Origin of the sequence: Hymenobacter sp. 15J16-1T3B (assembly GCF_020711235.1) — a bacterium.
In the GTDB taxonomy this organism is placed as follows: Bacteria; Bacteroidota; Bacteroidia; order Cytophagales; family Hymenobacteraceae; genus Solirubrum.
On sequence record NZ_JAJFAV010000002.1, the window covers coordinates 163,270 to 184,388 of the forward strand.

Below are 21,119 nucleotides of genomic sequence, written 5' to 3' on the forward strand. Positions count from 1 at the left end.
GGAATGTAGCGTAAGCTGGTACGGCGTAGACATCCCCGTTAAGCCAGAGCTGCATCAACGGGGCGACGCGGCCGCGGGCAACTTTTCGATACCAGTAATGCGCGACTGGCCCCAAGGCGCAATGCTCACGCGCACCAGCAGCGGCTGGCGCTGCAGGCCCAGGCCGGTGTTTTCGGGCACGTAGTAACGCTCTAGGCCGTAGCGCAGCTGCAGGCCCTGCCGCCAGGCGTTGCTGATCCAACCGCGCAGCACCACGTGGCCCGTGGGGAGCGTAGCGGGCTCGGCCGGGTACACGGCTGCGGCCGCGTAGTAGCCGGCCGCGGTGGGCTGCAGCTCCACGTACACCGGCCGCCGCCGCCGGGGCTCGGCCTCGCCCCGCCACAGGCGCCGCGGCACCTGGCTGATGTCGTAGTTCAGGCTCACGTAGTCGCCGCGCAGCAGGTCGCGCGGGTCGACGGGGGAGGTGCGCAGCGCCACGGTGCGGCCGTAGTGACTCACGGCGTAGCCGGCCGCGGCCACCAGCAGCACAAACAGCACCTGCGCCGCCACGGCCAGCACGGCCCGGCGGCGTCGCTGCTCGGGCGAGGGCGGGAAGAGCGAAAACGTGGTCATTAGGACTGGGGCGTGGGCGGTTGGTCGGAAGGCGGCAGGGCGCGGGCCTGCCGGCGCAGGTACCAGCTCAGGCCGAGCAGCAGCAGCCCGCCGAGCAGGAAAAACAGAGACTTGTTCAGGAAGTCCCAGGTAAGCTTGAAGTAGGCCACCATGGTGGTCAGCACGAAGAGCACCGTGCCGAGGTTGACGCGCTCCGGGGCCTGCTCGCGGAAGCCACGGTACAGCACCGAGCCGGAGTAGGCGTAGAGCACCACCAGCGCCGCCACGGCCAAGGGCAGCCCGCCGGGAAAGTAGTAGCCCGGCAGCAGCAAAAGCCAGTCGGCGGTGCTGGCCAAGCGGCCGCGGGCGCGCTTGCCGGCTACCGAAACCAGCAGCACCAGCAGCAGGGCGCCGAGGAAGCCCACCAGTTGGGGCCGCAGCCGGTCGGTGTAGCTGCCGGCCTCGCCGAACATGGCCAGCCCGAGCATGAACAGAAACGCGGCCACCAGCGGCGGCGCCTGCCAGGCGCGGGCCGCGGGTCGGTCCGGCTGCCAGTCGCCCACGGCGTAAATCAGCATGGCCGGCACGAAAAACCAAGTGATTTTGATGTGCAGAAAGTCAATCAGCAGGGCCGACTGCCACAGCAGACCGGTGGCCAGCACCACGCCGCAGAATCCGTCGGGGCGGCGCCACCAGTAGTAGCCCAGCCCGCCGGCGGTGAGGGCGGCGGTGGCGTAGCTGTAGCTGCTCAGGCTGCCCGCGCTGTAGCCCTGCGCCAAGGCCCCGATAAACACCGTCAGCAGCAGCAGCGTGCGGCTCTGGTACACGTAAGTCAGCACCACGCCGGCCACCACCCAGGCCAGCAGCCCGGTCACGTCGTAGCCGATGAGCTGGTAGAGCTGGCTGGTGAGCACGATGCCGGCGCCGAACAGCAGCAGGCCCAGGCTGACCAGGCCGATGCCCAGGCCGCGCTGCCCGCGCGCCAGAAAATACTCGCCGCCGGCGTAGGCCGCCATCAGCGCGCCGATGAGCAGGGCCAGGCGCAGCGCTTCGGGCAAGTCCTGCCAATTAGCCGCCACCAAACTCAGCGCACTCAGGCCCACCAGGATGGAGCCCAGCAGCGGCAGTAGCCCGATGGCGCGGGGCTGCGCGGGGTAGAGTGCCCGCAATTGTTGGAGCTGCTCGGTGCTGATAATGCCGCGCTCCACCCAGCCGGGCCCTTCGGTATCGAGAAATTGTTGACTCATAATGCGGTTTCAACTTACGTGGAAAGGCGCAGTAATAGCTGATACCCCGGCTACGGATGGGCTACAGGACTTCCGGGCAGCGGGTGCATCGGGCCTTGCGGAAGCTTCGTTGCGCCTTCTGCCGCCCAGCGGCAAACCGGCGCTGCCACGGGCTGCGGTGGTCGGCAACAACGGGGCTTGGCAATGGAGCAGAATCTGTCAACAGAACAATGGGCGCCGCTTCCGCAAGCACGGAAACGACGCCCAACGTAACTTCTTTCGGGGCGGGTGGTGGCGCGCTTAGCGCTTCCAGGCCCGCGTCATTTCGCGCTTGCCGGCCGGCCCGGGCAGCGACTCCACTTCCCAGCCGGCGGCCTTGAGGCTGCGCTTGAACGAGCCCTTGGCGCAGTAGCTCACCAGGCAGCCGCCCGGGGCCGCGGCGGCGTACAGCTGCTGAAACACCTCGTCGGTCCACATATCGGGCTGCTTTTCGGGCGCAAAGGCGTCGAAGTAGATGACCTGGTAGGTGTCCTCAGCCAGGGGCAGATCCTGCAAGGCGCCTTCCAGCTTAAGCAGGGCAAACTGCGTGGTCAGGGCTTCCGGCGTTTCCCAGCTGGCTTCGTGCAGCAGCTCGTAGCACTCCAGCAGCTCGGGGTTGAGAATGTAGCGCTCGGCGCCGAGCTTGCGGATGACGGCGGCCGACAGCGGGTGCTTCTCGATGGTATCGTAAAAAATGGGGGCGGCCGAGGAAAGGCTGCGCTGCAGCGTGAGCAGCGCGTTCAGGCCGGTGCCGAAGCCGACCTCCAACACCCACACGGGGGCCGGGCCGCTGGCTTTGGCTAGGGCAGGTTCCAGTCCGGCTTGCAGGTACACGTGCAGCGCCTCCTGCACGGCGCCGTGCGTGGAGTGGTAATGCTCGTCGAGCGCGGGGACGTACAGCGTATTGGAGCCGTCGGCCGTGGGGCGTACTTCTACAATCATTGGGAGAACGGTGAAGAAGGGGAACTGGGGAGAATGAACCGGTTGGGGAGCCGGGCGGCGGGGTAAGATACGGGCAAAACGTTCGTTCACCAATTCGGCATGCCGATATTTGTCGACCCAAAAAACTTGTCTTTCAACGCGCTGCCGGTGCCCCGCGGCGCGGCCTTAATCGTAGCCGCGGCCCGGGAAGTTGCACCCGAGCCGCGCTTTTTTTGTCAATTCATGGCCCGAATCAAAGTTGTCCTGCCCGAATCCTTTTCCATCACGGCGGAGCTGCCCGTTCGCATTACCGATCTGAATTACGGTGCCCACCTCGGCAACGATGCCCTGGTGAGCTTGCTGCACGAGGCGCGGGTGCAGTTTCTGCGCCGCATGCAGCTCACCGAATTCGACCCCGCCACCCGGCAAGGCTTCATCATGGCCGACCTCGCCGTGGAGTACAAGGGCGAGGGGTTCTACGGCGACGTGCTGCAGGTGCGCATGGCCGCCACCGACCTGCACAAGTACGGCTTCGACGTGGTGTACCACGTGCAGACCACCGCCGGCCGCGACATTGCCCGCGCCAAAACCGGCATGCTGTGCTTCGACTACACCACCCGCAAGCTCAGCCCGCTGCCCGCCGACGCGGCCGCCCGGCTAGCCGAGCGGGCGGGGGAAAGCGAAAGTCGGTAGAGGAAAAAAGGCTGTTCTGTCTCAACCAGCTCGACAGGGCGTTCTGGCTCAATAGGTTCGCGTCTCACAATGCCTGCCGCCGCCGGGAACCTATGCGGCGGCTTGTTTGTACCTTTGTGCTATGATCACGCTGCCCATCGTCACCAAACGCGACATTCGTAAACTCTCGCTCGACGAGCTGAAAGCCTTCTTCGTGGAGCACGGCGAAAAGCCCTTCCGCGCCAAGCAGGTGATGGAATGGCTGTGGCGCAACGTGGCCCACTCCTTCAGCGAGATGAACAACATCTCGCTGAGCACCCGCGAGCTGCTCGACGCGCACTTCACCATCAACGCGGTGCAGATCCACACCCAGCAGCAAAGCTCGGACGGCACCATCAAGTACGCCTTCCGTTTGCACGACGGCCACCTCGTAGAGGGCGTGCTCATCCCGAAAGATGAGCGCATGACGGCGTGCATTTCCTCGCAGGTGGGCTGCTCGCTGACGTGTAAGTTCTGCGCCACCGGCTACATGGAGCGCAAGCGCAACCTCGACACGGCCGAAATCTTCGACCAGGTGGCCATCATTGCCCAGCAGGCCCAGGAGCACTTCGGCACCCCGCTCACCAACATCGTGTACATGGGCATGGGCGAGCCGCTGCTCAACTACGCCAACGTGCTCAAGAGCGTGGAGCGCATCACCGACAACCGCGAGGGCCTGGGCATGGCCGCCCGCCGCCTCACGGTGAGCACCGCCGGCATCTCGAAGATGATCAAGAAGCTGGCCGACGACGGCTTCAAGGCCAACCTCGCGCTGAGCCTGCACGCGCCCACCGACGAGAAGCGCAACACCATCATGCCCATCAACGAGTCGAACTCGCTGCCGGTGCTGAAGGAAGCCCTGCAGCACTACCACCAGGTGACGGGCCGCATGGTGACCTACGAATACATCGTGTTCGACAACTTCAACGACTCCATCGAAGACGCCAAAGCCCTGCTGGAAATCACCAAATGGATTCCCTGCAAGGTCAACCTGATCGAGTACAACCCCATTGCGCCGGCCGCCTTCCTCAACGCCCAGGAAGACCGCCTCGTGCCCTTCATGAAGTACCTGGCCGACCGCGGCGTGCAAGTAAACGTGCGCCGCTCGCGGGGCAAGGACATCGACGCGGCTTGCGGGCAACTGGCTACCAAGGAAGGCCAGCCCCAGCCGGCCTAACGAGCTGCGGCCAACGCAAACGGCCCGCCGCGCAAGTCTGCGCGGCGGGCCGTTTGCGTATTTCGGGGCGGGTCGGCTCAGGGCTGGGTGGTGAAGGCGGCCGTCTGCGTGGGGCACTGCTTGGCCATCAGGCCACCCACTTTGGCGCCCATGGCGGTGATGCGCGGCATGTCTTGCAAAAAGCCCGCGCCGTACTGCTGGGTCAGCTCGTTGGCGTGGGCTCTGATCTGGCGCTCCATCGTTTTCTGCACCAGGGCCATGCGGTCGGCTTTGGGCATCTTGAGCAGGGGTTTCTTGGCGTCCTGGGCCGAGAGGTCGGTGCAAATGTCGGTGGCCAGCTTGGTGAGCAGGGGCCGTTCGGCGTCGCTGACGGTCAGGTCGGGCGCGCTGCCGGTGTCCGTGCCGGCCAGGCGTGCAAACAGCGTCAGGGCCACGGGGCAGTCGGCGGCAAGCTTGGTGGACACGCGCTGGCCCATGGCCTGCATGGCGGCCTGGGCGTCGGCGCCACTGGCCTTCATGATCTGCTCAATTTCCTGCGGGTGGTTCATGGCCACCTGCGTCATCGACTGCTGCAAGGTGTTCATGGCTTCCTGCTGGCTGAGCAGGGCGAAGGACTTGGCGGCGTTGAGCTTCTCGAAATCCTGGCAGATTTCGCTGCTAAGCTGGCTTTCCAGCTGCGCCGTGCTGGCCGGGGCGGCGGGTTTGGTCTGGGCAAGGGCGGCGAAGGGCAGCAGCGCGGCGGCTAGCGCGAGGAAATAACGGGGCATACCAAAGAGTGTATTTCTCAAAGGTAAGCCGGGCGTTCGGAAACCGGCCGGCGCTACCGAATCCGCTCCAGGTGGAAGGTGCCCAGGGGCGTGGCCGCGCCGCCGGGCGCCAGTGGGCCGCTGCTGATGAGCCGCACCAGCTGCACGGGGAAGCTGGGCTCGTCGGGGGACGTAAAATCCGCGCCGCTGTCAGTGCCGGCGTCGTAGGCGCGGGCCGGCACGCTCAGGTGCGGCTGCCACTGGCCGGCGGCGTCGAGCAACGAGGGGCTTTCCAGGGCCACAAACCAATCGGGGCTGGGCGCAATCATGCTCACGGCCGTGACCAGCGGGTGCTGCGCGTCGACGGTCACCGTATCCACGAACTGGCCCGGCGAGCCGATGGCGCCCAGACGGCTTTCGAAGCGCAGGCCCACTAGCTGGTTGCGCGCCAGGGCTTCCAGTTCGCTGCGCAGAGCCGTATTGTCGCCGCGCTCGGCCATGTCTTTGATGCCCGCGCTGGCCACGGTGCCGGGGCGGTAGAGCGCCCGGTAGGCGTCGTCGCCGATGCCGGTGCTGCCGGAATGGGCGTGCGCGGCGCCGATCAGCCGCGAAAAATGCGCGCCGGCCGGATAAGCGCCGGAGTGAGTGGCCGGGCTCCAGGTGGCTTCGAATGTGACGCGGTAGGTGGCCGGCCCGGGTGCCGGCCGGGCGTCTTTGTCGGTCTGGCAGGCCGAGGCCGCCAGCAACACGGGCAGGAACAAGCGCTTCATGGGCCGCAACGGATAGAGTCTGGGCTACCAACGTCCGGGCAGGGCCAGTTCGTGCGTGTCACCACCCCGCTGCTTAGCCGCGCCAGCGGCCTTCGGCGTGGGGGCGGCCGGTTTTCTGCTCTTCCAGGCTTTCCCCGGGCGGCACCTCGCGCACTTCGATGCGCACGGCGTGGGCCTTGGGCACCACGTGGGCGCCGTAACAGTCAGCGTATTGCTGGGTGAGCTCGGCCCCGAAGAAGATGATGAGCGAGGAGTAGTAAATCCAGACCAGCAGCACGATGATGGAGCCGGCCGCGCCGAAGGCGGAGCCGGGGTTGGCGGTGCTGATGTAGAAGGTGAGCAGGTACTTGCCGAGCACGAACAGCCCGGCCGTGAACAGGGCGCCCACCCACACGTCGCGCCAGCGGATGACCGCGTCGGGCAGGAAGCGGTAGATCAGGGCGAAGAGCACCGTGGTGATGCTGAATGACAGCACGAAATCGACCAGGCGGATGAGCACCACGGCCACGTCGGGCATGATGCGCTGCAGGTAGCCGGTGAAAAAGCTGAGCGTGGCGCTAATCACGAAGGAAATCAGCAGCAGCAGGGCAATGCTCAGAATCAACCCGAACGAGAGGACCCGGTCGCGGACAAACTGCTTGACGACGCCGGCGTTGCCGTCGGTTTTCACCCGCAGGTTCCAGATGCTGTTGAGGCTTTCCTGCAGGGTGACAAAGAACGTGGTGGCCGTAAAAATCAGCGTGCCGATGCCCAGCGCGGCCGACATGCCGCCCTGCCGCTGCTGGTTGAAGCTGTTGATGGAGTCCTGAATGGTCTTGGCCGCGTCGGGGCTCACCAAGCCGTTGAGTTGAGCGTACACCTGCCCCTGAATGGCCTCCTGGTCGAAGAGGGCACCGGCGGCGGTGATGACGATGAGCAGCAGCGGCGGCAGCGAGAGCACCGCGTTGTAGGACAGGGCCGCGGCGAGGCGCAGGGAGTTGTTCTCGTTGAACTGCCCCACGGTGGTGCTCAGCAAGGAAGGCAGCGAGGAAAAGCGGAAATGGGAAGCCATGAGCAACGTGGCCGCGGGGCGGCATGGTGGGTTCTGCGCGGTACTACGCGCCGGCCGGCCCGGGCGTTGACGTCGAGCTTGCGGCGCGGCTCAGCGGCGCAGCGTCCAGCGCAGCGTTTGCAGCGGTGCCGCCTTGATGGCCGCGCTCAGCTCCTCGTCGTCTCGGAACTGCAACTGGCGCACCACGGCCGCTTCCACCGACACCTCAAATTCCGGCGCCGCGAAGGGCCAGGGCGTTACGTGCACGGTTTCATCGGCGCGCTGGCGCAGGTCGTAGCGGCGCCCGTCGGGCCCCAGGCTGATTTCGAGGGCGCGCTCCATTTCGGGCAGCTCGCGGCGGCACAAAATCAGGCTCAGCCGGTCGCACCACTGCAGCAGGGCGTAGGCTTGTTGGGTCTCGTCTTTTTTCACCGGCAGCTCGCGGCGCCAGCGTTGCTGGCACCGGCGCAGCTCGTCGAGGAAGGCATCGGTGGCCGGGCTTTGGCCGCGCAGCTCCTCGTACAGAAAGCTCAGGTGCATGCTGGTGAGCAGGCTGCGCCAGCGGCCCTGAAACCGGGCCTCGCGCAGCACCTCCCGGGCCTGTTCGGGCGAGAAGTCCTTCATGGTGAAGTTGGCCGGGGCGCCGGTGGGCGTGAGGGCGTAGCGCCCGTCCCAGCGGCGCTGCCCGTCGTCGTGTTGGGCAGCGGCGGCCAGCAGGCCCACCCACCGGTCGGGCGGCAGAAAGGCGGGCCACTGGTGCAGCAGCTGCGCCGCCAGCAGGGCGTGGGCCTGTTGGTAGATGATTTGCCAGCCGTCGGCGGTGTAGTTGACTATCATGGGCGCATCGAAAAGCTGCTTTCGATACGCAGGCCGGGCCAGAACGATGTAACGGGGCCTTGGGCGCAGGTATGCGGGCGGCGTTTCTTGGGGTGCACATAACAACAGCAAGGCTCCGCGGAAGCAATTCCGCGGAGCCTTGCTTACGGGCCAAGAATCTAAAAGCGGCTGCCGGCGTGGCTTACTTCGCGGCGGCGGCCAGCGGCGCCAGGTACTGCGGCTCCGCGTGCAGGTGCTGCAGCATGTCGGTCGTCATTTTGTGCAGGTCGAACTGCGGCTGCCAGCCCCAGTCTTCGCGGGCGCGGCTGTCGTCGATGCTCTTGGGCCAGGAGTCGGCAATCTGCTGGCGCGAGTCGGGCTGGTACGAGACCTGGAAGTCGGGCAGATGCTGCTGAATGCTGCGGGTGATTTCGGCCGGCGAGAAACTCATGGCGCCCAGGTTGTAGCTGGTGCGGATTTTCACTTGCTCGGCCGGGGCGTGCATCAGGTCCAGCGTGGCCTTGAGCGCATCGGGCATGTACATCATCGGCAGATAGGTGTCCTGCTGCAAGAAGCACTGGTAGGGCAGGCCCTGCGCGGCGTGGTGGTAGATGTCGACGGCGTAGTCGGTGGTGCCGCCGCCGGGCAAGGATTTGTAGCCGATCAGGCCGGGGTAGCGCAGGCTGCGCACGTCGAGGCCGTGGCGGCGGAAGTACCAGTCGAGCCACAGTTCCCCGGCCTGCTTGCTGATGCCGTAGACCGTGCCGGGGTCCATGACGGTGTACTGCGGGGTGTTGTCGCGCGGGGTATTCGGGCCAAACACGGCAATGCTGCTTGGCCAGTAAATGCGCGGCTTGTCGTATTCCAGCGCGGCGTTGAGCACGTTGAACAGGCCGTCCATGTTCAGCTGCCAGCCAAACTCCGGGTTCTTTTCGGCCGTGGCCGAGAGCAGCGCGGCCAAGTGGTACACCTGCTTGGGGCGGTACTTCTGCATCACTTCGCCGAGGCGGGTCCGGTCGAGCACGTCGAGCTGCTCGAAGGGGCCGGCTTCGGCCAGCTCCGGGTGCTTGGGCAGGCGCACATCGGCCGCAATGACGTTCGAGGCGCCGTAGCGCTGCCGCAGTTCGTGGGTGAGTTCGAAGCCGAGTTGGCCGCCGGCGCCAATAACCAGAATGGTGTCGCCTGTGCTGCTGGTGCTCATGGGGTGGAGAAGGGGAAGGAGTGGGGGAATGCCGATCAGGGGAAACGCGCCGCGGGGCCGCCGCGGGCCGTGGGCAAAGATACCCGGTTTGCCGCGGGGCTACACCGCCCGCGGGCGGGTGTGCAACGGTCAGGCTTGGTACGGGTATCTTTGGGGTATGATGCACAAGACTATACGCGTGATGATGCGCCGCGGGCTCGGCCTGCTCGCCGGCCTGGGGCTACTGGCCGGGGCTGCGCAAGCCCAGACGACGGCTTATCCCTACCGCAACCTGGTGATGGAAGGCGGCGGCATCCGCGGCGTGGCCTACGGCGGCGCCCTCGAGGAGCTGGACCGGCAGGGCGTGCTGCGGGGCATCGAGCGGGTGGGCGGCACCTCGGCCGGGGCCATTCAGGCCGCGCTGCTGGCCGTGGGCTACACGCCGGCCGAAATCGTGCAGGAAGTCAACAACACCCCGATTCAGCGCTTCAACGACGGGCGCTGGTTTTTCTTCGGCGGCTCGCACCGCATGCGCAAGCAGTACGGCTGGTACCTCGGCGACGCGCTGGCCAACAAAATAGCCGGGCTGGTGGCCCGCAAAACCGGCAAGCCCAACCTCACCCTCGGCGAGCTGCACCAGCTGGCCCAGCAGCAGCCCGGCCGCTTCCGCGACCTGTACACCACCGGCACCAACCTCACCCTGCAGCGCGTGCAGGTGTTCAGCTACGAAACCAACCCGCAGATGCGCGTGGCCGACGCGGTGCGCATTTCCATGAGCATTCCGCTCTACTTCCGCGCCGTGCTGCTCGATGCCGGGGGCAACGTCATCCAGGGCAAGCCGGCGAAAGACCAGCCCGTGCAGGTGATGGTCGACGGCGGCATGCTGGCCAACTACCCCATCGACCTGTTCGACAAGCCCCGCTACCTGCCCGCCGGCACCGCCCCGGCGCCCGACGCCCGCGGCAACGTGTTCAACCCCCAGACGCTGGGCTTGCGCGTCGACCGGGCCGAGCAGATTGCCCTCGACACGCTGCCCACCGGCCGGCAGGCCCTGGCGCCCTACGAAATCCACAACTTCGGCTCGTACGTGGGGGCGCTTTACAACCTGACGGAGGAAAACCTGAACCCCGCCCGCCCCGAGGACTGGTCGCGCACGGTGAGCATCAACACCGCCGGCTTCGCCCCGAAAATCAAGCGCATGTCGGAGGCCGAAAAGCAGCAGCTGATGGACAGCGGCCGGCGCGGGGTGCAGGCCTACCTGCAGCGCGCCCAAGCCAAAAAATAACCGGCCGGCGCTAACTACGCACTGCAAAACCCGCAGTTGGCGCAGCGCGAAATCCGCATTTGTAGCGCAGCCGGGGCCCAACGGCGCGCGTTTAAGCCTACAGAAGCCCTCGTCAGATGCGGCAACTCGCGTGGGTGTCAGGTGTGGTAACCACGCGGACGAGCGGCTTCCCTTCTAGCGCCCCTTCGGCAGACGGCCGGAGGGGCGTTTGCCGTTTGGCCCGCGGCAAGAAGGCGGCATCGTCGGCTGGGAAGCAATGGCCGAGTATCTTGGTTATTTAGACTTTTTCTAATCAACTGTATAAACTTTATCACAAAATCACGGCGGGTTGTTAATCCGCAAAGGTGCGTTGCTTTCTTTGCTGCTCTTTGGAATGATTCCAAATAATAAAGCGACTCATGAACATCCGCCGCCTGCTAGCAATAGCACCCATCGTTTCGGTTACTGCGCTGCCCGCCTGGGCCCAGCAAGCCGCCACCATCCGAGGCACCGTCACGACCCAGGACGGCGCGCCGGCCGAAGCCGTCAGCGTCGGCCTGCGGGGCCGCCCCCAAGGCGCCATTACCAACGCCAAGGGCCAGTTCGTCATCGAGCGGGTGCGCGACGGGGACTACACCGTGGTGGTGTCGGCCGTGGGCCTGCAGACGACGGCCAAAGCGGTGACGGTGAGCGGCGGGCAGGGCGTGACGGTGGATTTCGTGCTGGCCGAAAGCGCCCAGCAGCTGCGCGAAGTGACGGTGCGCGGGGCCCGCATCAACCGCTTTGCGCGCCCCTCGAGCGAGTACGTGGGCAAGATGCCGCTGCAGAACATCGAGAATCCGCAGGTGTACCACAGCATCGGCAAGGAAATCCTGACGGAGCAGCTCGTGTTCAGCGTCGACGACGCGACGCGCAACGCCCCGGGCATTCAGCGCATGTGGGAGGCCACCGGCCGCTCCGGCGACGGGGGCAGCTACTACAACACCCGCGGCTTCATCGTGCAAAGCCAGCTGCGCAACGGCCTGGCGGGCAACGTGACGGGCAGCATCGACGCGGTGAACCTGGAGAAGCTCGAAGTCATCAAAGGCCCCTCGGCCACGCTCTACGGCTCGGCCCTGACCTCCTACGGCGGGCTGATGAACCGCGTCACGAAGACGCCCTACGACCACACCGGCGGCGAAATTGCCGTGGCGGCCGGCTCCTACGGCCTGCACCGCGTCAGCGCCGACGTGAACCTGGTGGACGGCAACACGCCCGCCGACCAGCCGCGGACCCTGGCTTTCCGCCTGAACACGGCGTACCAGTACGAAGACAATTTTCAGGGCCAAGGCTTCAACAAGAGCATTGCCGTTGCGCCCAGCTTAAGCTACCGCCCCACCGAGCGGCTGACCATCAACCTGGACGCGGAATTTTTGAAGGGCCGCGGCACGGGCAAGCAGATGTTTTTCTCGCTGAGCGGCACCGGCCTGGGCGTCCGCCGCGCCGACGAGCTGCCGCTGGACTACCGCGAATCGTACACCGGCACCGGGCTGGCGGCGGATTCGCGCAGCACCAACCTGTTCGGGCAAGTGAACTATCAGCTGGCGCCGGGCTTCACTTCTTCCACCAACTTTAGCAGCAGCCACAGCTTCTCCGACGGCTTCGGCGCCTACTTCTACCTGAACCGCGACCGGAACGGCGCCTTCTTGGTGACCCGCGCCGACCAGTCGACCGACAACAGCACCCAGGGCGTGGCCGAGGTGCAGCAGCTGTTCAACGGCGACTTCCGGCTCGGCACCCTGCGCAACCGCGTGGTGCTGGGCCTGGATTACCTGCACGTCGACTCCGACCAGCACTTCTTCTACACCACGTTCGACCAAGTGCCGCTGGGCGCCCCGCGCAGCACCTATGCCGCCTTTAACGCCGCCGCGCTGCAGGCCAAGTACGACGCCAGCGGCCCGGACGGCGTGTACCCGGCCGTGAGCAAGCGCCGCACCAGCAGCGCATTTGCGTCGGACGTGCTGAACCTGAGCGAGCGGCTGAGCGTGCTGGCTGCCGTGCGCGTGGACCGCTTCAGCAACCAAGGCGTGACCGGCACCCAGGACGACGACTACTCGCAGACGGCCGTGTCGCCGAAGTTCGGGGTGGTGTTTCAGCCGGTGAAGGACCGCGTGTCGGTGTTTGCCAACTACCAGAACAGCTTCAGCAACCGCGGCGCCTACAATGCCTACGACGTGGCCGCCGCCGACAGCGTGGTGCAGCGCCTGGCCCGGCTGGAGCAGGCCAACCAGGTGGAAGTTGGCCTGAAAGCGGACGCCTTCGACGGCAAGCTCACGGCCACGGTCAGCTACTACGACATTCGGGTGAAGGACCTGCTGCGCACCGACCCCAACCCGCTGGCCGCCGCCAAGTACCTGCAGGTGCAGGACGGCACCCAGCGCAGCCGCGGCGTGGAGCTGGACGTGGTGGCCAACCCCTGCGCGGGCTTGAACGTGGTGGCCGGCTTCAGCTACAACGACGCCAAGCTGACCCGCGCCAGCGAAGCCGAAAACGGCCGCCGCCCCGCCACGGCCGGCTCGCCCTACTTGGCCAACCTCTGGCTGAGCTACCGCCTGCCCGAAACGCTGGTGCGCGGCCTGGGCCTGGGCTTCGGCGGCAACTACGCCAGCGACAACCGCATTCAGAACCTGAAAACCGACGTGTTCATCCTGCCCAGCTACACCGTGCTGAACGCCTCCGTCTTCTACGACCAGCCCACGTTCCGCATTTCGGCCAAGGTGGACAACCTCACCAACGAGCGGTACTGGACCGGCTACACCACCATGAACGCGCAGAAGCTGCGCAGCCTCGTGGGCTCGGTGGCCTACAAGTTTTAACCAAGCGGGACGGGCGGTGCCCCGGCCGCGGCGGCTTGGGCAACAGATCAGCGGAGTGATGAGTGCACGGTGGCTGATGCGCCCAAGCTGCCGCAAGCCGCGGCGCCGCCCGTCCGGTTTTACCTTCTGGCATTAGGCCTATGACGCCTTTTAAAAAAGCCATCGGCAAGCTGCACCTCTGGCTCGGTCTCGCGTCCGGGCTCGTGGTGTTTATCGTGAGCTTGACCGGGGCCATCTTCGCCTTTCAGGACGATATCCGGGACCTGACCGAGCCCTGGCGCAAAGTGACGCCGCGGGCCGCGGCGCCGCTGCTGCCCTCGCGGCTGCAGGCGGCGGCCCTGGCCGCGCACCCCGGCGTGGCGGCCGCGGAATGCTGGACCACCTACTTCGGACCGGAACGCTCGGCCACGGTGTTCTTCACCGACAAGGCCGGAGCGCCCATCATGGTGTCCTTGAATCCCTACACCGGGCAGGTGCTCCACGAAACAGACCTGCGCACGCACTTTTTCAGCATCGTGCAGGAAATCCACATGCACCTGCTGTTGCCCGAGCCCGTGGCCAAGTGGGTGGTGGGCGGCGGCATCAGCGTGTTCGTGGTGTTGCTGCTGACAGGCCTGGTGCTCTGGTGGCCCCGGCGCCGGCATGAGCGGAAGCAGCGCTTCGCCATCAAGTGGGGGGCGCGCTGGCGGCGCGTCAACTACGACTTGCACAACGTGCTCGGCTTTTACGCCGCCAGCATCGGGCTGGTGCTGGCCCTGACCGGCTTGTTCATGATTTTCCCCTGGATGCTGGAATCAAGCATGTTCGTCATCAACGGCGGCCCGGTGGACCCGCGGGAAAAGATGACGGCCAAAGTCGATACCCGGCAGCCGGCGCCCACCGCCGCCCAGCCCCTGCCCGACGTGGTGTACCGCACAGCCCGGCGCCTCTCGCCCCGGGCCGAAATGATTCTGCTGGGTCCGACGGGCGGCGGCAAAGACCCCGTGTACTGCTGGGCCTACGGCAAAACCCTGCACTACTACCACCGCGACGAGTACGCCTTTCACCCCGCGTCGGGGCAGGTACTGCAGTTTCTGCCCCACGCCCGCAAGAGCGCGGCTACCCGCTTTGCCGACATGAACTACGACCTGCACACCGGCCAGATTCTGGGCTTCGGCGGCAAACTCGTGGCCTGCCTGGCTAGCCTGATTGCGGCCAGCCTGCCCGTCACGGGCACTGTCATTTGGTGGGGGCGCCGCCACAAAACCAAGAAGCCCAAGCCCCGCGCGGCCCTGGCCTGAGGCCTTATCCACCGCGTGTGCATAGCCGTGTGGAAAACTCGCAGGCACCGCGGCCGCCGGCGGCACCGGCCGTCATTGCGAGCGAAGCGCGGCAATCCTTCCTCTAGCAGCACCGCCGCTCCAATCCTTGCTGACCAACAACAGCCCCGCCCGAAACTTCGCGTCTGGCGTTTCGGGCGGGGCTGTTGTTGGTCGAGTGGTTTTCGGTTTGTGCCAGTTAGGCCGTCGTGCTTCCTCGCAATAACTACCGGTGCTACCGTCGAGTGCCTCACAATAACGGCTGGGGCTGCCGTTCGCCGCCGGTGACGCCGCTAGGGCAGGCGCTGGTGGCGGGGCACGTTGAAGAGCAGGGAGGTGGCCAGCGGCACCAGAAACATGAGCACCGTCAGCACCGTCAGGCCCACGTCGGCGGCTTGGCTTTCGAGGAAGATGCTGACGGGGTGCTTGGGCTGAAAATGATCGAACAGCGACAACACCAGCTTCAGGCCCAAGATGCCGATGACCAGAAAGGCGGAGGTTTCGAGGAAGGGGTAGCGCGCCATCAGCAGCACGAAGGCCTGGGCCACCAACCGCATGGCCAGAATGCCAATGAAGACCCCGATGCAAACCAGGATCAGGTTGTCGGTGAAGGCGACGACGGCAAAGACGTTGTCGATGGAAAACGCTAGGTCCATGAGCTCAATCAGCGCCACGGTGGCCCAGAACTGCCCAAAAGCACCCAGCGTGCGGCGGTACAGCCAGCTTTTCTCCTTCACCGGCGCGTCGTTGTCGTCCTCGTCCGCGCTGCGGCCCTTGGGCCGAAACTGCTGGTAGCAGAGGTAGAGCAAGTACAAGCCGCCCAGGGGCTTGAGGTACCAGAAGTTGATCAGAAAAGACGCGAACAGCAAGCAGATGCCGCGAAACACGTAGGCCCCGATGATGCCGTAGCGCAAGGCTTTCTGGCGCTGCTCCTTGGGCAGGTCGCCGACCATGGTGGCCAGCACCGCCGCGTTATCCACGCTGAGCAGGCTTTCGATGATGACCAGGTTGCCGACGATGGCCGCTGCTGCCAGCGGGTTGTCGAGAATCTGTTGAAGGTGGACGTTCATGCAGCAGAAAACCGCGGACGAGCCGAAAAGTCCGGCCGCATCCCCGGCGAGGGGGTAAAATGCAAAACAAGCGGTTTTACGCCGGCCGGCGGCGCAGGGTGGTAAGCTCGGCCGTCAGCCGGCCCGGACGGCGGCTTAGTTCAGCCCCACCTTGCCCTTTACCGACTCGAAAATCTTGACCGAATCGAAGCCCACGCCGCGCTTGAAAACGAGTTCCATGCGACGCAGTTGCTGGATGTCCTGCTCCGGGTCGCCGTTGATGAGCACCAAGTCGGCCTGCTTGCCGGCTTCGATGGAGCCGATTTCCCGCTCGCGGCCCAGGTACACGGCCCCGTTCAGGGTGCTGATTTTGATGGCCTGCACCGGCGTAAACCCGGCTTCCACCAGCAGCTCCACCTGGCGGCGGTTGGCGTAGCCGGCAATGGTGCGGCCGGCCCCCGTGGGGTCGGTGCCCGCCACGAGCAGGCCGCCGGCGTCGTGAAACTGCTTTTCCCAGCCCAGCTCTTTCTTAAACAGCGCCGCGCTGGCCGAGTCTTTCTTCTGATTCAGCTCCCAGGTCTTGGTTTCGCGCTCCTGCAGCTGCGGAATCAGCGCCTCCAGCCCGCCGCCCAGCACGACTTCGCGGCCGGTGTAGGGCTCAAATACCGGCAGGGTGGAGGTCAGGGCCACCTTCCGGCTGATGAGCAGGCGGATCAGGCTTTGCATCTCGGGCGCGTTGGCGGGCAGTTGCAGAAGTCCTTTGCGGGCGGCGGGATAGTCGCAGTTGTCGGGCTGCTTGCCGGCGGCGAAGTCGGAGCTGGCCATGAAGCCGTGCTCCAGGTTGTCGATGCCCAGTTCGGCGGCTTCGCGGTAGCTGACGGCGCAGAGGTGGCCCGTGACTTTGAGCTGGCGCCGGTGGGCTTCTTGCACCACGGCCGCGAGGTCGGCGCGGGTGGCGTGCATGTACATCTTAAAGGAAGTGCAGCCCCGGTCGGCCCAGAAGGCGGTGGCGCGGGCGGCGTCCGCCGGGCCGTTGATGGTGTTCAGGGCCGGAATGTCCATGCCGGGCTCCTCCATATAGGGCGCCGTCACGTCGATGTCGGGCCCGATGAGCTTGCCCTCGGCCACCATGCGCTTGATGGCCAAATCCGTCTGCGGCTCGATGCTGCCGGCGGTGCGGATGGTGGTGGCCCCGCCCGCCAGGTACAGCCGCGGGAAGGAGTAGGGCATCTGCGCGATGTTGAAGTACTGGCCCGTGGGCATGGTGTAGTAGAGGTGCTCGTGCAGCATCACCAGGCCCGGAATCAGCGTTTTGCCGGCGCAGTTGATGACCTGCGCATCCTTGGGCACCTTCACTTTCTTGAGCGGCCCCACCTGCTCGATGCGCCCGTTGCGCAGCAGCACGGTCTGGTGCAGCTGCGCCGGCCGCCCCGTGCCGTCGATGACCTTGGCATCGGTGAGGGCAATGAGCGGCGCCTCGGTGCGGATGAACTCGCGCGTTTGGGCAGTGAAGGCGGGCTGGGTTTGGGCCTGCGCGGCGGCGGGCAGCAGCAGGGCCAGGGCGAGGCGGAGCAGGCGGTTTGGCGAGGGTAGCATAAGCAACGGTGGCGCAAGGAGCAGCGCGCAAGTATACGCAGCGGCCCGGCGCCGCTGCCGCGCGGTTGTTGCGGCGCCGGGCCGCCTCGCGTCCGGCACCCGCTACGGCTCGGAGCGCAGCCGCCCGCGCCAGTAGGCAAATTCGCCCTCGGGCAGAAACCAGCTGACCTCGCCCCGCTGCGGCCGCATCATGCCCCCGAGGCGGGCGTAGCCGCCGAAGGTGCCGCCCCAGGGCGTGGGCACGCCGTGCCCGTTCACGTCGCGGAAACGGGCCGGGGTGTACACGCGCACCACTTCGCCCTGCGCCCCGAAGTGAAATTCCAGGCTGACCGTGGTGGAGCCGTCGGTGAGCGTGGCCAGGGCGCGGTGTTCGTCGAGGGGACTCCAGCGCACGCCCTGCCCGGGCAGCAGGGCCGTGGGGTACCACACCGCCTCGGCCAGGTAGCGCAGCAGGGCGCCGGCGTTGAGGTCGGGGCGGCCCGCCTCATCGACCACCGGCACCACCCCCGCGAAAGCGTCTTGCATGGCGCCGGCGCCGCCCAGGTAGGCGTCGCGCACGCGCACGGGCAGCACGGGCAGCAGCCAGATGCGCGCATCCCAGACGAAGCCGGGCGGCATCGTTTGCACGTGGTGGTCGGCCGTGAAGGGGCTCCAGGGCGCGTCGGGGGCCGTGCGAAACTCGCCCTGCTCGTGCAGGCGCGCCCGCCGCACCGGAAGTTGCCCCGGCGCCAGGGCGAAGCGGAAATAGCGCGCCACCGGGGCGGGCAGCCCCGCCAGCTGTTCGGGCTGGTATGCGGGCGGCGCGGCCGCGGGCTGGTCGAGCCGGGCCACGGCGCGGGTGGTGGCCCGGTTCCAGCGCAGCGTGCCCAGGGCGGCCACTCCGGCGGCCGCGGCTAGCAATCCGCCGGCGACGCGGCCGGCCACTGTTACCCAGTGTTTCATGGCAATCAGCAATTGGTTTTGGTGGTGGGTGCCGCTACGCTGCGCCCATAGCCGTCGGGCGGCCGGTGCGCCGCCGCACGGACCCGAAAGTAGAGCCCGCGCCGGCCCGAAACCATGACGTTTGTCGCCGGCCGCCGCGCCCGCTCGCCCCGACAATCCCGTAAGCCGTAGCTTTGGGTAGGCCGCCGGTTTGCCGCTGGCCGGCCGTACCTTCGCCCACCGATTTCCCCTCAGTTCCCAACCGCATGTACACCACCCTTCAGCCCGACCTGCAGCAGCAGCTCCAGGAAATCAAGGACGCCGGCCTCTACAAAAAGGAGCGCATCATCACCTCGCCCCAGGGCGCCGAAATCGAAACCAACGAGGCCGGCGACGTGCTCAACTTCTGCGCCAACAACTACCTGGGCCTTAGCTCACACCCCGAGGTCATCAAAGCCGCCAAGGAAGCCATCGACTCGCACGGCTACGGCATGTCGTCGGTGCGCTTTATCTGCGGTACCCAGGACATTCACAAGGAGCTGGAAAAGAAGCTGGCCGAGTTTCTGGGCACCGAGGACACCATCCTCTACGCCGCCGCCTTTGACGCCAACGGCGGGGTGTTCGAGCCCTTGTTCAACGAGCAGGACGCCATCATTTCCGACGCGTTGAACCACGCCAGCATCATCGACGGGGTGCGCCTGTGCAAAGCGCAGCGCTACCGCTACGCCCACAACGACATGGCCGACCTGGAAAAGCAGCTTCAGGACGCCAAGGAGAAGGGCACCCGCCACCGCATCATCGTCACCGACGGCTCGTTCTCCATGGACGGCACCATCGCCCAGCTCGACAAAATCTGCGACCTGGCCGACAAGTACGAGGCGCTGGTTATGATTGACGAGTGCCACTCCATGGGCTTCCTCGGCAAAACTGGCCGCGGCACCCACGAGTACCGCAACGTGCTGGGTCGCGTCGACATCATCACCGGCACGCTGGGCAAGGCCCTGGGCGGGGCCATGGGCGGCTTCACCTCGGGCCGCAAGGAAATCATCGACATGCTGCGCCAGCGCAGCCGCCCCTACCTGTTCAGCAACACCCTCGCGCCGGCCATCGTGGGCGCCAGCATCCGCGTGCTCGACCTGCTCACCGAAAGCACCGAGCTGCGCGACCGGCTGGAGGAAAACACCAAGTACTTCCGCGAGCAGATGACCGCCGCCGGCTTCGATATCAAGCCCGGGGAGCACCCCATCGTGCCGGTCATGCTCTACGACGCCAAGCTCAGCCAGGATTTCGCGGCTAAGATGCTGGAAAAAGGCATTTACGTAGTGGGCTTCTACTTCCCGGTGGTGCCCAAGGGTCAGGCCCGCATCCGCGTGCAGCTCTCGGCCGCCCACACCCGCGCCCACCTCGACAAGGCCATTCAAGCCTTCATCGAAGTCGGCCGCGAGCTGGGCACCATCAAGGCGCCGGAGGCCCAGCAGCCCGAAGCGGGGCAGGTGGTGACCAACACGCCCTGAGGCTGCACCGCAAATTGATTTTCGCCCGAGGCCCGGTTGCGCAAGCAGCCGGGCTTTGTTGTTGGCAGCGGAATTTGTGGGCCAAGTCCGATAAACGTTACCTTCAAGAGCTGCCCCGCCTCCTGTCATTCCCGCCTTTGCTATGAAATTGCCCGTTGTTATTGCCTGGCTTTTGGCCACCGGTACCGTCTCCGGCTTGCTAACCACACCGCCGGCCGAACGGTCGGGCACGGAAGTAAGCCTGGCGAGTAAAGCCGGCATCGTCACCGGCGCCGACCAAACCGAGGCCTACCTGCCGTACCTGCGGGGCAAGCGCGTGGCCGTGCTGGCCAACCCCACGACCATCATCGGCAAGCGCCACCTGGTCGACAGCCTGCAGAGCCGCGGCGTGCACATCGTGAAGGTGTTCGGGCCGGAGCACGGCTTCCGGGGCAACGCCAGCGCCGGCGTGGTGGTAGCCGACGAAAAAGACCCGGCCACCGGCATTCCCATCATTTCGCTCTACGGCAGCAAGCGGCAGCCCTCGGCCGCGGACCTGGCCGACGTGGACGTGCTGCTCTACGATTTGCAGGACGTGGGCTGCCGCTTCTACACCAACATCAACGCGCTGCGCAACCTGATGGACGCCTGCGCCCAGAACGACAAGGAACTGCTCATCCTCGACCGGCCCAACCCCAACGGCTACCTCGTCGACGGACCCGTGCTCGACATGCAGCTCAAGTCCGGCATCGGGCAATTTCCCATTCCCATTGCCCACGGCCTCACCGTGGCCGAGTTTGCCCAGATGGCCAACGGCGAGAAGTGGCTGCCCGGCGGCAAGCCCTGCCGGCTCAACATCATCCCGGTGAAGAACTACCGGCACGACATGGAGTACATGCTGCCGGTGAAACCCTCGCCCAACCTCAACACCCAGCAAAGCATCCTGCTCTACCCGTCTACCTGCTTGTTCGAGGGCACCGTGCTCAACCACGGCCGCGGCACGCAGTTTCCCTTCACCGTGCTCGGCAGTCCCGCCCTGAAGGGCAAGTTCGACTTCGCCTACACGCCCGTCAGCATTCCGGGCATGAGCGAGACGCCGCTGCACATGAACCAGGTCTGCTACGGCCTGGACCTGCGCCAGTACGACACCCGCGAGCTGCGCAAAACCGGGCGAATCAACCTCGACTGGATGATTACGCTCTACAACGCCTACCCCGATAAGGAGCATTTCTTCGACCGCACCCAGAGCAAGGAAATCGGCAACATCAACGGCCTGGCCGGCACGCTCGACTTCAAAAAGCAAATCGAGGCCGGCAAATCAGCGCCGGAAATCCGGGCCTCCTGGGAGCCGGGGTTGAGCCAGTACAAGCAGATGCGGCGCAAGTACTTGCTGTATAAGTAGCGGCAGCGGCTGGCCTTGCAGAATTTTTCGGCCT

Annotated in this window: 18 protein-coding genes; 7 read left to right on the plus strand and 11 right to left on the minus strand. The window is 66.1% G+C overall.

Annotated features, from left to right (window positions below; all coding sequences use genetic code 11):
* Positions 1 to 54 precede the first annotated feature (54 nt).
* The 3 genes from LJ737_RS03960 to mnmC2 all read right to left on the minus strand — a co-directional run bounded on the left by LJ737_RS03960 (position 55) and on the right by mnmC2 (position 2,798).
* Complete coding sequence (locus tag LJ737_RS03960; RefSeq protein WP_227763142.1) at positions 55 to 612, minus strand: GDYXXLXY domain-containing protein; 558 nt, start codon at positions 610 to 612, stop codon at positions 55 to 57.
* On the minus strand, positions 612 to 1,838 hold the full coding sequence (locus tag LJ737_RS03965) for a DUF2157 domain-containing protein (protein WP_227763143.1): 1,227 nt from the start codon (positions 1,836 to 1,838) through the stop codon (positions 612 to 614). Before LJ737_RS03965 ends, LJ737_RS03960 begins: the two co-directional genes overlap by 1 nt.
* Before the next feature lie 279 nt (positions 1,839 to 2,117).
* Complete coding sequence (gene mnmC2 / locus LJ737_RS03970) at positions 2,118 to 2,798, minus strand: tRNA (5-methylaminomethyl-2-thiouridine)(34)-methyltransferase MnmC2 (RefSeq protein WP_227763144.1); 681 nt, start codon at positions 2,796 to 2,798, stop codon at positions 2,118 to 2,120.
* Positions 2,799 to 3,020: 222 nt separating this feature from the next.
* Here mnmC2 and LJ737_RS03975 point away from each other — a divergent pair, with 222 nt between their 5' ends.
* Together LJ737_RS03975 and rlmN are read left to right on the plus strand one after the other, a co-directional pair.
* Positions 3,021 to 3,470: a thioesterase family protein gene (locus LJ737_RS03975; RefSeq protein ID WP_227763145.1), complete on the plus strand. Its 450-nt coding sequence runs from the start codon at positions 3,021 to 3,023 to the stop codon at positions 3,468 to 3,470.
* A 121-nt stretch (positions 3,471 to 3,591) separates the two neighbouring features.
* On the plus strand, positions 3,592 to 4,665 hold the full coding sequence (gene rlmN, locus LJ737_RS03980) for a dual-specificity RNA methyltransferase RlmN (protein WP_227763146.1): 1,074 nt from the start codon (positions 3,592 to 3,594) through the stop codon (positions 4,663 to 4,665).
* A gap of 77 nt (positions 4,666 to 4,742) precedes the next feature.
* Here the strand turns inward: rlmN and LJ737_RS03985 are convergent, their stop codons facing one another.
* From LJ737_RS03985 to LJ737_RS04005, 5 genes are all read right to left on the minus strand, one after another.
* Positions 4,743 to 5,432, minus strand: a complete 690-nt coding sequence (locus tag LJ737_RS03985; protein ID WP_227763148.1) for a hypothetical protein — start codon at positions 5,430 to 5,432, stop codon at positions 4,743 to 4,745.
* A 53-nt stretch (positions 5,433 to 5,485) separates the two neighbouring features.
* Positions 5,486 to 6,181, minus strand: a complete 696-nt coding sequence (locus tag LJ737_RS03990; protein WP_227763149.1) for a spondin domain-containing protein — start codon at positions 6,179 to 6,181, stop codon at positions 5,486 to 5,488.
* Between the two features lie 73 nt (positions 6,182 to 6,254).
* Positions 6,255 to 7,232, minus strand: coding sequence for a YihY/virulence factor BrkB family protein (locus LJ737_RS03995; RefSeq protein WP_227763151.1), 978 nt, complete (start codon positions 7,230 to 7,232; stop codon positions 6,255 to 6,257).
* A gap of 90 nt (positions 7,233 to 7,322) precedes the next feature.
* Positions 7,323 to 8,048 (minus strand): DUF3891 family protein, encoded by a 726-nt coding sequence (locus tag LJ737_RS04000; RefSeq protein ID WP_227763153.1) that lies wholly within the window; start codon positions 8,046 to 8,048, stop codon positions 7,323 to 7,325.
* Positions 8,049 to 8,229: 181 nt separating this feature from the next.
* A complete protein-coding gene (locus LJ737_RS04005; RefSeq protein WP_227763156.1) occupies positions 8,230 to 9,228 on the minus strand; it encodes an NAD-dependent epimerase/dehydratase family protein in 999 nt (332 codons plus the stop codon).
* A gap of 157 nt (positions 9,229 to 9,385) precedes the next feature.
* Here LJ737_RS04005 and LJ737_RS04010 point away from each other — a divergent pair, with 157 nt between their 5' ends.
* The 3 genes from LJ737_RS04010 (at position 9,386) to LJ737_RS04020 (ending at position 14,606) form a co-directional block, all read left to right on the plus strand.
* The gene (locus LJ737_RS04010; RefSeq protein WP_227763158.1) at positions 9,386 to 10,492 is read left to right on the plus strand and encodes a patatin-like phospholipase family protein; all 1,107 of its coding nucleotides are present in this window, start codon (positions 9,386 to 9,388) and stop codon (positions 10,490 to 10,492) included.
* A gap of 398 nt (positions 10,493 to 10,890) precedes the next feature.
* Complete coding sequence (locus LJ737_RS04015; protein ID WP_227763160.1) at positions 10,891 to 13,326, plus strand: TonB-dependent receptor; 2,436 nt, start codon at positions 10,891 to 10,893, stop codon at positions 13,324 to 13,326.
* A 140-nt stretch (positions 13,327 to 13,466) separates the two neighbouring features.
* Entirely contained in the window at positions 13,467 to 14,606 is a 1,140-nt protein-coding gene (locus LJ737_RS04020; protein ID WP_227763162.1) for a PepSY-associated TM helix domain-containing protein, read from the plus strand.
* A 311-nt stretch (positions 14,607 to 14,917) separates the two neighbouring features.
* On the opposite strand, the gene LJ737_RS04025 is transcribed toward LJ737_RS04020, so the two are convergent.
* The 3 genes from LJ737_RS04025 to LJ737_RS04035 form a co-directional block, all read right to left on the minus strand.
* Positions 14,918 to 15,694 carry a DUF475 domain-containing protein gene (locus tag LJ737_RS04025; protein WP_227763164.1) on the minus strand — a complete coding sequence of 259 codons (777 nt, stop codon included), beginning with the start codon at positions 15,692 to 15,694 and terminating at the stop codon, positions 14,918 to 14,920.
* Positions 15,695 to 15,829: 135 nt separating this feature from the next.
* The gene (locus LJ737_RS04030) at positions 15,830 to 17,269 is read right to left on the minus strand and encodes an amidohydrolase family protein (protein ID WP_227763165.1); all 1,440 of its coding nucleotides are present in this window, start codon (positions 17,267 to 17,269) and stop codon (positions 15,830 to 15,832) included.
* A 102-nt stretch (positions 17,270 to 17,371) separates the two neighbouring features.
* Complete coding sequence (locus tag LJ737_RS04035; RefSeq protein WP_227763166.1) at positions 17,372 to 18,211, minus strand: DUF6544 family protein; 840 nt, start codon at positions 18,209 to 18,211, stop codon at positions 17,372 to 17,374.
* 245 nt (positions 18,212 to 18,456) lie between these two features.
* Between LJ737_RS04035 and kbl the strand changes: the two genes are divergently transcribed.
* Both kbl and LJ737_RS04045 read left to right on the plus strand, forming a co-directional pair.
* Positions 18,457 to 19,704 (plus strand): glycine C-acetyltransferase, encoded by a 1,248-nt coding sequence (gene kbl / locus LJ737_RS04040; RefSeq protein ID WP_227763167.1) that lies wholly within the window; start codon positions 18,457 to 18,459, stop codon positions 19,702 to 19,704.
* A gap of 142 nt (positions 19,705 to 19,846) precedes the next feature.
* Entirely contained in the window at positions 19,847 to 21,085 is a 1,239-nt protein-coding gene (locus LJ737_RS04045; RefSeq protein ID WP_227763168.1) for an exo-beta-N-acetylmuramidase NamZ family protein, read from the plus strand.
* Positions 21,086 to 21,119 lie beyond the last annotated feature (34 nt).

What these genes read in the sequence shown, in the direction of transcription:
- LJ737_RS04025 (WP_227763164.1), bottom strand. Translation starts at nt 15,694, where the DNA reads ATGAACGTCCACCTTCAACAGATTCTCGACAACCCGCTGGCAGCAGCG.
- LJ737_RS03960 (WP_227763142.1), bottom strand. Translation starts at nt 612, where the DNA reads ATGACCACGTTTTCGCTCTTCCCGCCCTCGCCCGAGCAGCGACGCCGC.
- LJ737_RS03975 (WP_227763145.1), top strand. Translation starts at nt 3,021, where the DNA reads ATGGCCCGAATCAAAGTTGTCCTGCCCGAATCCTTTTCCATCACGGCG.
- LJ737_RS04020 (WP_227763162.1), top strand. Translation starts at nt 13,467, where the DNA reads ATGACGCCTTTTAAAAAAGCCATCGGCAAGCTGCACCTCTGGCTCGGT.
- rlmN (WP_227763146.1), top strand. Translation starts at nt 3,592, where the DNA reads ATGATCACGCTGCCCATCGTCACCAAACGCGACATTCGTAAACTCTCG.
- LJ737_RS04045 (WP_227763168.1), top strand. Translation starts at nt 19,847, where the DNA reads ATGAAATTGCCCGTTGTTATTGCCTGGCTTTTGGCCACCGGTACCGTC.
- LJ737_RS04005 (WP_227763156.1), bottom strand. Translation starts at nt 9,228, where the DNA reads ATGAGCACCAGCAGCACAGGCGACACCATTCTGGTTATTGGCGCCGGC.
- LJ737_RS03990 (WP_227763149.1), bottom strand. Translation starts at nt 6,181, where the DNA reads ATGAAGCGCTTGTTCCTGCCCGTGTTGCTGGCGGCCTCGGCCTGCCAG.
- LJ737_RS04035 (WP_227763166.1), bottom strand. Translation starts at nt 18,211, where the DNA reads ATGAAACACTGGGTAACAGTGGCCGGCCGCGTCGCCGGCGGATTGCTA.
- LJ737_RS04010 (WP_227763158.1), top strand. Translation starts at nt 9,386, where the DNA reads ATGATGCACAAGACTATACGCGTGATGATGCGCCGCGGGCTCGGCCTG.
- kbl (WP_227763167.1), top strand. Translation starts at nt 18,457, where the DNA reads ATGTACACCACCCTTCAGCCCGACCTGCAGCAGCAGCTCCAGGAAATC.
- LJ737_RS04000 (WP_227763153.1), bottom strand. Translation starts at nt 8,048, where the DNA reads ATGATAGTCAACTACACCGCCGACGGCTGGCAAATCATCTACCAACAG.
- mnmC2 (WP_227763144.1), bottom strand. Translation starts at nt 2,798, where the DNA reads ATGATTGTAGAAGTACGCCCCACGGCCGACGGCTCCAATACGCTGTAC.
- LJ737_RS04015 (WP_227763160.1), top strand. Translation starts at nt 10,891, where the DNA reads ATGAACATCCGCCGCCTGCTAGCAATAGCACCCATCGTTTCGGTTACT.
- LJ737_RS03995 (WP_227763151.1), bottom strand. Translation starts at nt 7,232, where the DNA reads ATGGCTTCCCATTTCCGCTTTTCCTCGCTGCCTTCCTTGCTGAGCACC.
- LJ737_RS03965 (WP_227763143.1), bottom strand. Translation starts at nt 1,838, where the DNA reads ATGAGTCAACAATTTCTCGATACCGAAGGGCCCGGCTGGGTGGAGCGC.
- LJ737_RS04030 (WP_227763165.1), bottom strand. Translation starts at nt 17,269, where the DNA reads ATGCTACCCTCGCCAAACCGCCTGCTCCGCCTCGCCCTGGCCCTGCTG.
- LJ737_RS03985 (WP_227763148.1), bottom strand. Translation starts at nt 5,432, where the DNA reads ATGCCCCGTTATTTCCTCGCGCTAGCCGCCGCGCTGCTGCCCTTCGCC.